This window comes from Bacteroides sp. Marseille-P8574, assembly GCF_902825465.1.
In the GTDB taxonomy this organism is placed as follows: Bacteria; Bacteroidota; Bacteroidia; order Bacteroidales; family Bacteroidaceae; genus Bacteroides; species Bacteroides uniformis.
Genome location: NZ_CADEBE010000001.1, coordinates 291,787 through 303,850, shown reverse-complemented (window position 1 = coordinate 303,850; position 12,064 = coordinate 291,787). Strand labels below are relative to the sequence as shown.

Here is a 12,064-nt window from a genome sequence, read left to right as displayed (position 1 = left end):
TGTTCTCAGCTGTTCCTATACTCTAGCGGACTCATGCCCATGTGCCTCTTGAAGTATTTTCCAAAGAAGGAAGCACTGGGGAAATTCAGGGAATAGGCAATTTCCTGAATGGTCATATTGGTTGATTTCAGTTTGGCTTTCACGTCTACGATGACGACGTGGGCGATGATGTCCAATACATTTCTGCCGGTCACCTGCCTCACGGTGGTGCTGAGGTGTTGCAGGGAGATGCCCAGTTTGTCGGCATAGAATTGCGCGCGGCGTTCGCGGGTATAGTTTTCGATGACGAGCTGCACCAGTTCGTGGCATATTTCCTCTTTCCGGCTCTTGTTCCCTTTTTGCATTTGCGGACGGTGGCAATACATCTTGTCCACCCCACTGAGGAGCATGCTTAGAGCGCTCTGTGCCATTTTGGTGTCAGGAGGGTAGGGGCCGGTCGTGATGCGTGCCCATAAGGCAAAATAGTCCTTGAAATAGGAGGCGACGGTAGGGTTGACAGCCAGTACCGGATACTCCAGTATGTTGGAGAAAGAGCTCAATGTAGACTGGATGAGGTTGACCCCATTGAGGCAATGGGAGGAAAACCCCACGAATCCCAGGCATACTTTTTCCTTTTGTTCGTAAAACTGTATGATGGTTCCGGGAAGCAGGGTAATGAAGTCCCCTTGCTTGATTTCCGTATCCATCAGGTTGATGGATACGGTGATGGAACCTTCTATGCATAGCGCAAAGATGCATGCTTTCAGACGGCACGACTGTTTGTATATGTTTAGAATGTCTTCCGTTACTTCAGTCCATGCAATCATGTCTACTGGCAGGTCGACTTGGGGAAATTCCATACGCTTTGTCGTTTAGAGTTCGCACAAAGGTAATTCTTTTCCGGGAAAAAAGTAACGGAAGACATTCTGTTTTTAAAATGAAATATTCTTTTTAGAATTCAAAAAAGTGCTATATTTGCTTGCATGAAACTGGAAATATCAGATTGGAACATGATCCCTTATGCCGGAGCATGGAGCCGGCAGACGGAATGGTTTGACGCACTTGTACATGCCAAGCAGGCAGGAGAGTGCTATGTCAATCATATTGTGCTCTGCGAGCATCCCCATGTCTATACATTGGGGCGTAGCGGAAAAGAAAGGAATATGCTGCTGGGAGAAGAACAACTGCGCAGGATAGGGGCTACGCTCTATCATATTGACCGTGGCGGAGACATTACGTATCATGGTCCGGGACAGTTGGTCTGCTATCCTATTCTGAACCTTGACGACTTTTCTTTGGGGTTGAAGGAATATGTGCATCTGCTGGAAGAGGCGGTAATCCGTGTTTGTGCTTCGTTTGGCATCGCGGCCGGACGCATGGAGAAGGCAACGGGCGTATGGCTGGAGGGCGATACTCCCCGTGCCCGTAAGATTTGTGCCATCGGCGTGCGTAGCAGCCATTTTGTCACCATGCATGGATTGGCACTGAATGTGAATACCGATTTACGTTATTTCAGCTATATCAATCCCTGCGGATTCATAGACAAGGGTGTCACTTCTTTGCAGAAAGAGCTGGGACACGAGGTGCCGATGGAGGAGGTGAAGGAGCGTCTTTGCAAGGAGCTGGTAAATCTTTTGTCATGAACTATCTGGCACATATATTCCTTTCCGGTTCGAACAGAAAAGTACAGTTGGGCAATTTTGTAGGCGATGCCGTAAAGGGAAGCTCCTATAAGAATTATCCGCCGGATATAGCCAAGGGTATTCAGCTTCACCGCGCTATTGACGACTATACCGACCGTCATCCGGCTGTCTGCGAGGTGGTGCATAGGCTTCAACCAGAATTCGGACGGTATTCGGGGGTATTGCTGGATATTTATTTCGATTATTTGCTGGCTTCCCGTTTCGAGTCGTTCTCCGGGGTTTCCTTGAGGAGGTATACCCGGACTTTCTATCTTTCCCTCCTCATCAATTACCGCTATCTTCCGGTACGGTTCAAACGTTTCATCTGGCATTTTATCCTGACCGACCGTTTGCGGAAATACGCCACTCTGAACGGAATAAGAGAGTCTTTGAACATCATGGTGGAATATCATCATATTGATATATCCGTAGACAAGGCTATTCGTTACCTTGAAGAGCACGATGAGGAACTGTTTGCTGTGTTCCAGCCATTTTTTATTGAATTGCAGAGGTTTTGCACTGAATACCGGCATAATTATAAGGTACAGTTTTAAGGACGAAGAAGAAATTCATATCGTGTCGGCAAGGAATTAATTTCCTGCCGGCACGATATTTGTTTTTTGTATCACACGTTATTGATTTCCTGCATGACATGTTATTGATAGCTTGTGCCCTGTGGAATCAACTTCCCGTACTCCGCTTCTCTCTTGCCAGTACCGAGATGATGTACCCTCCCTTGCTGTTCACCTTGCTCCAGTTCGTCCCATTGAATATTTTCCAGACGTAGTTTCCCAGCCTGCCGTAGTCCGATAACTTCAGAATCTTCCTGATTTCCTCCCGGTCGGTGATGTAGAGCTTTTCCAGATTCAGCATGAGGCATTCCAGGTTGTGCGTATTCCTGTTGTAGGCATATCCGGGAATGTCCAGCTCAGGATTCCCCTGCGCTCCTCCGCTTTCCCCCGGGGGAGTAAGAGGGGGAAGTGCTTTACTTTCTTTTGCTTTGTTTTCTTTGCTTTGTTTGGAATTGCATGCATTTTCGGGGAAAATGTCCGCATCCTGCGTGCAATTTTCCCGTTTTTGCGTACAAGTCTTGTCCTTGTCCGGTTTATCTTCCTCCGTCTCTACCAGCAGATAGGGCAGGGTGGTGAGGTCCCTTTTTCTTCGTTTGGTGGCTTCCAGCCATACCTTCTGTATCTCGGTAGAGGTCAGTACCCCTTGCTCCTTATAGGTTTTGGGGTCGAAAAAAGCTTTCTCCACCAGAATGTCCACGATTCCCTGCATCTCCTGCTCGTTGATGTCCTTTCCCGCCTTGTTTGTGAACAGTGTGCATTGCTCCGTGTTCCATTTCAGGTAATATCCGTTTTCCTTGTGTATCTTGCACAGCAGTTTCATTACCGCCGCCGTTCCTTTCAGTCCGAACCTGGCTTCCACCAGTTCCACTGCTATCTCTTCGAATAGATTTACTTTGAGGGGGAAGTATAGCATTCCCCCGTACATCATGGCCATTGTTTTTAGTGTTTAATGATTAGTGATTAATGGTTAATGGTTAGCATATGGGGCTCCATTCGAGGAAGTTCTCCAGCTGGAAAGTTTTCCATGCTTGCAGTTCCACATCCCAGAAGGCTATGGTGCTTGTCACTCTTGTGATGTCATAATCTCTTCTGAAGTCAGCCTTGTAGGGCAGTAAGGTGGCTTTCGCCAGCCTGAATGTCCCGTCCTGCTTGTGGTAGGCTATGAGTGCGTGTCCGTATTGCATGTGGTCTATCAGGCTTTCTATCCGTCGGGCCATCCATGTGGCGCATGTTTCCGTGTAGTTCTTTTCCAGCATGATACGTATTTTCCATAGGTTTCTCAGTGCTTCGTGAAGTGAAGCGTTCTTTGTCGACTTTCTCATCTTGTTGTCTTTAAAATTAATAATTGTATTAGTTTGGCAGGAGGTACGCTTATATATAAAAAAGATGCCGCATTCGTTGAGAAAGCGGCATCTATAGGCGGTGTGGCTTCATCCTTACCAAAGTGGCGGCAAAGATAAAGGGTTTATTCCTTAAGTTGTTTATATTTAATTATTGTCAATAAGTTTCGTGGTTTCTGCCCTTTTTTGTTTTATTCCCTATATTTCTCCTGCTACCTTCATTTCCCGCCACACTTCACCGAACTCTTGTATTATAGTGTTTTCTGACAGTCTTTTATAGTCTGGCGTTCTGAAGTCGAAATGTGAGTATGCCCATTGTGCCAATGCCTTGTTGCTTGTCGGCTTTTCTTCTATAAAGTATCTTGATTTTTTCCATAGGATGATGTCTTTAATGACTTCTTTCCTATATTGTGGCAGTATTCCTATAACCTCCCCGCTTGAGGGACGTCCTACTCCTGCTTTAGGAGCTGATATGCCGTGCTTTACATCCGTTTTAAGGGTGTCTCTTTTTGTTTTTTTTCCTTACTTTGGAGTGTCTCTTTTGCCTTCATTTTCTAATGTTTTTGGGTTAATAATTAAAATTACTGTAGTTTGTAAAATAAATGCAAAGGTATATCAAGTTTTTTGTTTTTGCAGAGTAAGGATGGAGATAAAAAGCTGGGTTTTATCTTTATGATGGGTTAATGCGTTGATATATAAATGGAAATGACTTTGACTTGGAAGTGTTTTTTAAACGTTCGTTTAATGGACATCAAATTTCAGGAAATGAAATAGGGAATGAGTTAATAAAAGGGAATGGAAATTTTAAATATTAAATAAGATACTTAATATATTGAATTACTGTAGATTAAACTGAGATACGATGGGTTTTCCAAAATATTTTTATTAAACATTTTGAGGATATAAAAAACAGTCTTATCTTTGCGTCCATTAAACGAACGTTTAAAAAACGCTTTTTGTTTGTAATCCGTTCGTTTATAGTCTCTTACCAGAAGGTAATGACGAACTGCAAAAAAACTGTTGGCAAGAAGGGCACAATGCTTGCTGTATTTTACATAATGTGCTCGCAAATGATTGGATACCAGGTATATACCGAGGGTTCAAAGCCCCAGAGGAACACTCTTTTGTGAACAAAACAACGAAAATGGAAACGGATAACGAGGTTGAAGTCTGGCATGCCATGCGTGCCACATACCGCAGGGAGCTTGATGCGGTGCATCTTCTTGAGAAGGAGAACCTCGGCTGTTTTGTCCCCATGCAATATAAGGTAAGTATCCGTAAGGGTAAGAAAGTTCGTACTTTGGTTCCCGTCATCCGTAATCTGGTTTTTGTCCATGCACGTCCTTCCGACGTACAGCGTGTTAAGTCTCAAATTACTTATTTGCAATATATAACCGATACTCGCAGTGGTCAGAAGATAATTATTCCCGACCATGAGATGCAGCGCTTCATCGCCGTTGCCGGAACCTATAACGACCATTTGCTTTATTTCCAGCCCGAAGAGTTGAATCTGTCGAAAGGAACTAGAGTCCGTATTACGGGTGGTGACTTTGCAGGGCAGGAGGGTATTTTTCTGAAAGTAAAGGGGGCACGTGACCGCCGTGTGGTTATAGAGATACAAGGTGTCATTGCTGTTGCCATGGCCACCATTCATCCGGACCTCATCGAAGTAATCCGCTAATCTTTAATTTTTAATTTATAATTTTTAATTATTACTCATGTCTCTTTTAGAAGAAGCACTTCTCCTTCAGCGTGCCGCGCACGATCTGATGTATTTGGGTATGGACGGGAGTCCTATTTATAGTGATGACTTGTCGCGTCGTAATGGTGAGGTTTATCACCAGACTGCAGTTCTGTATAGTTCGGGTACCTGGGGTGCTACGATGGAGGAGCAGGCGAATGTCTGCCTTGCCCTCCTGATGGGTTACAACGCTTCGTTCATTGACCATGGCGAGAAACAGCAGCATGTACAGGAAGTTCTGAACCGTTGCTGGGGTGTTCTGGATACTCTTCCCGCATCTTTGCTGAAGCTCCGTCTGCTTACTGCCTGCTATGGGGAGGTGTTCGATGAGGCTTTGGCGGATGAAGCTCACTCCATCATTGCCTCTTGGGATGCTGCATTGCTGACTGCCGAACAACGGGAGGCCGTTGATGAGTTTCAGAATGTGGTGGATAATCCTTATCCTTGGGAATATATTGACGAATAAAATCCATAAAATGGATTTTATAAATATAAATGTGTATGAGTATCATTGAAAAATCAAATAGTGGGCGTCTGATAGATGAGGATTTCACCCAAGTAGCCGAACTGTTGGGCTGTGAACCTGCAGCATTGAAGGCTGTTCAGCAAGTGGAAACCGGCGGTAGGGGAGGTTTTTTTTCTCCCGGAAGGCCTGCCATTCTTTTTGAGGGGCATATTTTTTGGACCCAGTTGAAGAAAAGGGGGCGTAATCCTGAAGATTATGTGAAAGGTAATGGGAATATCCTTTATCCTAAATGGGAAAAAGGACACTATAAAGGTGGTATTGGCGAATATGACCGCTTGGAGCAAGCCCGTAAGATAAATCGTGAAGCGGCAGATGCTTCCGCCAGTTGGGGTATGTTCCAGATTATGGGCTTTAACTATGCGGCTTGTGGAGAAGAAAGCATAGAAAGTTTTGTACGTAGCATGTGCGAGAGCGAATTCAAACAGCTATTACTTACTGCTAATTTTCTTAAGAAGAATAGCCAGATGCTTCAGGCTTTGCAGGCTAGGGATTGGGCAGTGTTTGCTAAATGCTATAACGGACCGGCGTATGCGCAGAATCGTTATGACGTGAAGTTGGAGGCAGCTTATCAGAAATACAGCTTGTAAAATAATACGTCTAAATTGAATGTTGACCAATAATTGGTTTAGTCGTTATACTCAAAATGATTATACTTCGCATGATAAAGGTTACTATCACCGCATTCTTGAGTACAGCTCCCGTGTTCAAGTGAGTATTATATTCGTAAGAACAATTCTCAATATAATAAATATAGTGTAAAATGCAATTCGCTTTTTTTATCCAAGCCCGATTAGGCTCGTCTCGCTTACCTAGGAAAATTTTGCTTCCTTTTTATCAAGGAGAAACAATACTTGACCTTTTAATTAAGAAGCTTTTGCATATTCATGCAAATGTGGTATTAGCAACATCTATTGATTTAAAAAACAAAGAATTAGAGATGGTTGCCCAAAAATATGGTATAACTTGTTTTCGAGGGGCAGAGAATGATGTTCTCCAACGTTTTATAGATGCTGCTGAATATTTAGGTGTAGAGCACTTGATTCGTGTTTGTTCTGATAATCCTTTTTTGGAATTAGATTCTATCGAAAATCTTATTCAATATGTTTCATCTGTCTCAGAAGAATATGACTATGTAAGTTTTAAGATTTCAGGTTCGCCTTCGATTAAAACTCATTATGGCTTTTGGACTGAATATGTCCGGCTGGATGCACTAAAGAAAATAAGCGCAATTACGACAGAAAAATTATATCATGAGCATGTTACCAATTATATTTATACCCATCCCGAATCTTTCAGAATTGGTTGGATTGAAGGGCCTGAATATTTGCAAAACCATCCTAACATACGTCTAACAATAGACACGAAAGAAGATTTTGACAATGCCGCAAAGATCTATGGTGATTTGTGTATGACTAATCCCTATCCCAAAATCTCTGAGATAATCAACTACTTAGATAATCATGTGACTTATTATGATGACATGAAGAATCAAATCGAAAAAAACAGCAAATAATGAAAGATACCTATATTATTGGCGAAATCGGCCAAAATCACAACGGCTCAGTGGATATTGCGAAATTAATTGTCGAGTTGATTGCTCGTCCGGTAAGGGAAGACGATTTTAATATTGAACTTAAGCCAATGAATGCGGTCAAGTTGACCAAAAGAGATTTAAACGAAGAATTAACAACTTCACAGATGAATCGCATCTACGATACACCTAATTCTTTTGGGCGTACTTATGGAGAACATCGTGCTTTCCTTGAATTATCAGATGAGGAGCATTATGAAGTATATAAGTATGCAAAAGAAAAGGGGCTTGATTTTGTAGAAACATTGTGTGCAAAAGGCTGTATGTCTCTTCTCAAACTTTTTACTCCAGATTATTTAAAGGTAGCAAGTCGAGATTTGACAAATCTTCCTCTTTTGGAGGTAATGGCCGAAACAGAAATTCCCATTATTCTTTCTACGGGAATGGCTGGAAAGAAAGAACTGGATGATGCTTTGGAAGTGATTACCAAGTATCATTCACAGATATCAATTTTACATTGTGTTTCTCAGTACCCTACGCATCCAGACAATCTAAATCTTCGTACAATTGAATACTTAAAAAAGCATTATGGACAATACCGAATAGGATTCTCGGACCATACGGTTGGCATCTCAGCTCCTATAGTAGCAGTGGGGATGGGTGCGGAAATCATTGAGAAACATATTACTATCGACCGCCATATGAAAGGTACAGATCAAGCTGGTTCATTGGGTCCTGATGGAGTAAATCGCATGGTTCGTGATATTAGAATAGCTGAACGTTGGTTGGGAGAGGAAAAGCTCTATATTGATAAGAGTGTAATTAATTCTAAAATAAAATTAGAACGTTCTATTGCGAGTAAACGGCACATTAAGAAAGGTGAGATAATAAAAAAGGAAGACCTCCATATGTTAAGTCCTGGAGATGGTTTTAAATGGAACCAACTAAATGAAGTGGTGGGAAAAACGGCTCGTGAAGACATTCCTGTAAATGAGATTATTTACTTTAAGTATATTCAATAATAATGAAATCAATTCAAGTCATTCAACTTATCAATCAATGGAAGAGTAATTGTTATTTATCCAATTACTCTTTCGATTGTCCGGCACATCTAATAGACGATGCTTTGGCTAAGTTTCAATCGGACTATAATAGATGGTATGAAGGGGTGATTGACATTAAGAGGTTGTCTCTTACGCCACAGTTGCAAACAGTTCTTTGTTATCGAATAGCGAATAATATTTACAAAAGCGGGGCGGCGGACTTATATTCTCTGTTAGGCCGAGTGATTGGACAGATAGAAATTTATTATTCTTCTGAGATAGGAGAAGGATTTAGAATTAATCATGGAGTTGGCACAGTCATAGGAGCAAGAGCACATATTGGAGACAACTTTACTATCCATCAAAATTGTACAATTGGAGACAAAAATGGAGGACGTCCTACGATTGGTAACAATGTTACCATGTATGCCGGTTCTTTAATTCTTGGTTCAATTCATATTGGCGATAATTCTGTTATAGGGGCTAATGCATTGGTTATGTCTGATTTTCCATCCAATGCCATACTTGTAGGTACTCCGGCAATAAATAAAAGATAAATGTTACCCAAGCTGATACTAACTGATATAGATGGCGTTTGGACGGATGGCGGCATGTATTATAATCGTACAGACGATGAATGGAAGAAATTTAATACCTATGATAGCGCAGGTGTTTTGTTTGCTCATGCATGTAATATCTCGGTTGGCATTATTACTGGTGAGAATACGGAAATAGTAAAACGCCGAGCGGATAAATTGAAAGTTGATTACTGCTTTCTTGGAGTTAAAAACAAAATGCAGATTGTTAATCAGCTTATTTCTGATTTAGGGATTTCACTATCTGAAGTGGCCTATATTGGGGATGATATCAACGATTTGGCTGTTCTTAGAAGTGTGGGTACCAGTGGAGTACCTTCCTCGGCACCATTTTATATGAAGTCATATGGAAATATTACGCTATCCAAAAAAGGCGGTGAAGGTGTGTTTCGTGAGTTTGTTGAGGCTATTTTGGGGGAGGAAAAAATCCTTTCAATCATAGATAATGTAGTATTAGCAAATCAATAGGTGCAATGGATGTTAATGAAATAGAATCCTATTTTGACCGTTTATGGCCGTTGAACAGAAGCCTTACAGGTGAAGGTAATCGACAGACAATAAAAATACTGTCTGAGTTAGTACCATTCAATGTTACGGAAGTGCCTGCAGGAACCTCTTGTTATGACTGGAAAGTACCTGCAGAGTGGAATGTCAAAGAGGCTTGGATTAAAGATACCAAAGGAAATATTATTATAGATTTCTCAAATAATAATTTGCACCTGATGGGTTATTCAATAGCTTGTCATGAACTTCTTTCTTATGATAATCTGATTAAGCATCTGTATTATATTCAAGCCCAGCCTGAAGCTATACCTTATAGAACTTCCTATTATACTAAAAGATGGGGGTTCTGCTTGAGCTACAATCAATTCCTTTCTTTAAACCCCAAAGAACAATATGAAGTATTTATAGACTCATGTCATAACGAAGAGGGATCAATGACTGTCGCAGAAGCAGTGATAGAAGGAGAATCAAAGGAAGAAATAGTTTTTTCCAGTTATATTTGTCATCCGTCATTGGCCAACAATGAACTTTCTGGTCCATTGGTATTATGTTATTTATATGGTCTCATAAGGCAGAAACTTGTAAAGCCCCGATATACATATCGCTTTTTATTGATGCCTGAGACTATAGGTAGTATTTGGTATATTTCTCATCATTTTGAGCACCTGCAGAAATATGTAAAAGGTGGAATGATATTGACTTGTATTGGCGATGCTGCCCCCTATTCACTCAAGAAGTCCAGACGCGGGGATAGCTTGCTTGAAGCTGCAACTGAATATATTGCTAAAAGTAGATATCCAAACACTTGTGTGATTGATTTTTTTCCATTGGGTAGTGATGAAAGACAATACTGCTCTCCAGGTGTTAATCTTCCATTTTGCTCATTAATGCATAGCGTTTATGGAACATTCAAAGAGTATCACACTTCATTAGACAACAAGAGTTATATTTCATTTGAGGTAATACAACAATCGACAGAAGATTTATATGATGTAATTCGTATTCTAGAGAATGATGGAAGGTATTTTAATCAAATGCCTATGTGTGAACCACAATTGGGGAAAAGAGGACTATATCCTACTATAAGTGCCCCTAATGCACGGAGTAAAGTTACTGATGCAATGATGTGGATACTCAACTATTCTGATGGAAAGCATACTCTATTCGACATATTGAAGAAAGCACAACTCCCCATTGGTTCCTTTTTGGAAGCAAAAGATGTATTAATCAAAAATGGCATATTGAAATATGAAGAATAATGTGGATTTTTTCTTTCATTTTTCAGATTTCACTTTGAATGAAAACTTATATCCCCTTAAAAGGCATTCATCCTTTTACTATATAGTGCGGGGAGTATATTATTTCACACGCAGTTTTGTCTATTCTTTGATATATGGAAATTATAAGTATAAAGAGATTAATTCAGTGAAAGGAAAAATTTTGTTTTTCTGTTTGTCACTCAATAATCGAAGGGCTTTAAGTTCTGTGATGGACAAATTCGATAAACAGGATTATCATCTTCTTCTTGACGTTGAAGTTCCTGAATTGACATTAAAGAGGGTTTATATAAAATCTTTAATTTATATAATACCAATTTTGATACGATTTCTGAAATATAAAGGGAAAGAAAAAAGAATCTATGGTTATGGATTACCATTGATATTACGAAGTCCAGGTTACTTTTTTACTATAGGTGATTTTATTAAAAAAATGTCGCCTAAATGTGTCTTCTTTTCTAATGACCATGTGGATTGTGCAAGAATGGCACTTTGGCATTGTAATAATTTGAATATAAAATCATTATATATTCAGCATGCATCTGTGGCCAATTACTATCCAGCACTTCAATTTAGTTATGCCTTTTTGGATGGAGTCGAAAGTTTTCATAAATACACAGATATTCATAAAGACGGAACATCGAAAACAGTGATTTTAGGTGCATGTCGCTTTGATTATATGAAACCAAAAATCATTAATCAAAAAGAGGCTTTTATAAATACGATTGGAGTGGCTGTCAATATGATTGATGATTATAATCATATAGAGGCATTATGCAAGTTCATATTAAATATTAATCCTGCCTATAAGATCGTTATTCGCACACACCCGGGAATGCTGCATTTTGAGCACTTTAAATTTGAAAATGCTAATATCGAATATACTTCTGCCTATGATGAAACTCCTTTTGATTTTCTTAATCGAATTGGTATATTGATAGCAAATGATTCCTCAATACATTTAGATGCCTTGATGGCTCGTGTGCCAAGTATTATGTATTCATTGTCTAAGAGCGGATTTTCCGATCAATATAGTTATGTAGCACAAGGATTGGTTAAGTATGCAAAAGACGAAGATGAGTTGAAGTGTATGCTGTCTGGTCATTCTCTTAAAATGGTCTCTACAGATATTGCACAGTTCTTTAATGCTGCATACGATAAAGAATATGAAGGAAATTGTTCTACTATTGTTGCCAACTTTTTAAAGAGGGGCTTTGATGAAGAATATCTTCAATCCTTGGGACTTGACATCAAATCTGCAAAGCTCGTATAA

14 protein-coding genes are annotated in these 12,064 nt (G+C 40.2%); 11 read left to right on the top strand and 3 right to left on the bottom strand.

Annotated elements, in window-relative coordinates; translation table 11 throughout:
• Nucleotides 1–5 precede the first annotated feature (5 nt).
• A complete protein-coding gene (locus HUX74_RS01330) occupies nt 6–839 on the bottom strand; it encodes an AraC family transcriptional regulator (RefSeq protein WP_119961861.1) in 834 nt (277 codons plus the stop codon).
• Between the two features lie 111 nt (nt 840–950).
• On the opposite strand from HUX74_RS01330, the gene lipB reads away from it, so the two are divergent.
• Nucleotides 951–1,622 (top strand): lipoyl(octanoyl) transferase LipB, encoded by a 672-nt coding sequence (gene lipB / locus HUX74_RS01325; RefSeq protein ID WP_371808700.1) that lies wholly within the window; start codon nt 951–953, stop codon nt 1,620–1,622.
• Nucleotides 1,619–2,215 (top strand): ACP phosphodiesterase, encoded by a 597-nt coding sequence (locus HUX74_RS01320; RefSeq protein WP_057097939.1) that lies wholly within the window; start codon nt 1,619–1,621, stop codon nt 2,213–2,215. The genes lipB and HUX74_RS01320 overlap by 4 nt, the downstream gene beginning before the upstream one ends.
• A gap of 127 nt (nt 2,216–2,342) precedes the next feature.
• Here the strand turns inward: HUX74_RS01320 and HUX74_RS01315 are convergent, their stop codons facing one another.
• Both HUX74_RS01315 and HUX74_RS01310 read right to left on the bottom strand, forming a co-directional pair.
• Nucleotides 2,343–3,167 (bottom strand): DUF4373 domain-containing protein, encoded by an 825-nt coding sequence (locus HUX74_RS01315; protein WP_174646067.1) that lies wholly within the window; start codon nt 3,165–3,167, stop codon nt 2,343–2,345.
• A 40-nt stretch (nt 3,168–3,207) separates the two neighbouring features.
• Nucleotides 3,208–3,555, bottom strand: a complete 348-nt coding sequence (locus tag HUX74_RS01310; protein ID WP_022401485.1) for an SH3 beta-barrel fold-containing protein — start codon at nt 3,553–3,555, stop codon at nt 3,208–3,210.
• Between the two features lie 1,162 nt (nt 3,556–4,717).
• On the opposite strand from HUX74_RS01310, the gene HUX74_RS01305 reads away from it, so the two are divergent.
• The 9 genes from HUX74_RS01305 (at nt 4,718) to HUX74_RS01265 (ending at nt 12,064) form a co-directional block, all read left to right on the top strand.
• Nucleotides 4,718–5,254 (top strand): UpxY family transcription antiterminator, encoded by a 537-nt coding sequence (locus HUX74_RS01305; protein ID WP_008663192.1) that lies wholly within the window; start codon nt 4,718–4,720, stop codon nt 5,252–5,254.
• Nucleotides 5,255–5,291: 37 nt separating this feature from the next.
• Nucleotides 5,292–5,780 carry a UpxZ family transcription anti-terminator antagonist gene (locus tag HUX74_RS01300; protein WP_120172769.1) on the top strand — a complete coding sequence of 163 codons (489 nt, stop codon included), beginning with the start codon at nt 5,292–5,294 and terminating at the stop codon, nt 5,778–5,780.
• Between the two features lie 35 nt (nt 5,781–5,815).
• Complete coding sequence (locus HUX74_RS01295) at nt 5,816–6,427, top strand: N-acetylmuramidase family protein (RefSeq protein WP_254592822.1); 612 nt, start codon at nt 5,816–5,818, stop codon at nt 6,425–6,427.
• Between the two features lie 173 nt (nt 6,428–6,600).
• Nucleotides 6,601–7,353, top strand: a complete 753-nt coding sequence (locus HUX74_RS01290) for a cytidylyltransferase domain-containing protein (RefSeq protein ID WP_174646065.1) — start codon at nt 6,601–6,603, stop codon at nt 7,351–7,353.
• On the top strand, nt 7,353–8,393 hold the full coding sequence (locus tag HUX74_RS01285) for an N-acetylneuraminate synthase family protein (RefSeq protein ID WP_120172768.1): 1,041 nt from the start codon (nt 7,353–7,355) through the stop codon (nt 8,391–8,393). Before HUX74_RS01290 ends, HUX74_RS01285 begins: the two co-directional genes overlap by 1 nt.
• 2 nt (nt 8,394–8,395) lie before the next feature.
• On the top strand, nt 8,396–8,971 hold the full coding sequence (locus HUX74_RS01280) for a serine O-acetyltransferase (protein ID WP_174646064.1): 576 nt from the start codon (nt 8,396–8,398) through the stop codon (nt 8,969–8,971).
• The gene (locus HUX74_RS01275) at nt 8,972–9,478 is read left to right on the top strand and encodes an HAD family hydrolase (RefSeq protein ID WP_120137058.1); all 507 of its coding nucleotides are present in this window, start codon (nt 8,972–8,974) and stop codon (nt 9,476–9,478) included.
• A 5-nt stretch (nt 9,479–9,483) separates the two neighbouring features.
• Entirely contained in the window at nt 9,484–10,773 is a 1,290-nt protein-coding gene (locus tag HUX74_RS01270; RefSeq protein WP_174646063.1) for a DUF4910 domain-containing protein, read from the top strand.
• A gap of 166 nt (nt 10,774–10,939) precedes the next feature.
• Nucleotides 10,940–12,064, top strand: coding sequence for a hypothetical protein (locus HUX74_RS01265; protein WP_165852957.1), 1,125 nt, complete (start codon nt 10,940–10,942; stop codon nt 12,062–12,064).

What these genes read in the sequence shown, in the direction of transcription:
- HUX74_RS01310 (WP_022401485.1), bottom strand. Translation starts at nt 3,555, where the DNA reads ATGAGAAAGTCGACAAAGAACGCTTCACTTCACGAAGCACTGAGAAAC.
- HUX74_RS01330 (WP_119961861.1), bottom strand. Translation starts at nt 839, where the DNA reads ATGGAATTTCCCCAAGTCGACCTGCCAGTAGACATGATTGCATGGACT.
- HUX74_RS01305 (WP_008663192.1), top strand. Translation starts at nt 4,718, where the DNA reads ATGGAAACGGATAACGAGGTTGAAGTCTGGCATGCCATGCGTGCCACA.
- HUX74_RS01320 (WP_057097939.1), top strand. Translation starts at nt 1,619, where the DNA reads ATGAACTATCTGGCACATATATTCCTTTCCGGTTCGAACAGAAAAGTA.
- HUX74_RS01315 (WP_174646067.1), bottom strand. Translation starts at nt 3,167, where the DNA reads ATGGCCATGATGTACGGGGGAATGCTATACTTCCCCCTCAAAGTAAAT.
- HUX74_RS01275 (WP_120137058.1), top strand. Translation starts at nt 8,972, where the DNA reads ATGTTACCCAAGCTGATACTAACTGATATAGATGGCGTTTGGACGGAT.
- HUX74_RS01300 (WP_120172769.1), top strand. Translation starts at nt 5,292, where the DNA reads ATGTCTCTTTTAGAAGAAGCACTTCTCCTTCAGCGTGCCGCGCACGAT.
- HUX74_RS01270 (WP_174646063.1), top strand. Translation starts at nt 9,484, where the DNA reads ATGGATGTTAATGAAATAGAATCCTATTTTGACCGTTTATGGCCGTTG.
- HUX74_RS01280 (WP_174646064.1), top strand. Translation starts at nt 8,396, where the DNA reads ATGAAATCAATTCAAGTCATTCAACTTATCAATCAATGGAAGAGTAAT.
- HUX74_RS01285 (WP_120172768.1), top strand. Translation starts at nt 7,353, where the DNA reads ATGAAAGATACCTATATTATTGGCGAAATCGGCCAAAATCACAACGGC.
- HUX74_RS01295 (WP_254592822.1), top strand. Translation starts at nt 5,816, where the DNA reads ATGAGTATCATTGAAAAATCAAATAGTGGGCGTCTGATAGATGAGGAT.
- HUX74_RS01290 (WP_174646065.1), top strand. Translation starts at nt 6,601, where the DNA reads ATGCAATTCGCTTTTTTTATCCAAGCCCGATTAGGCTCGTCTCGCTTA.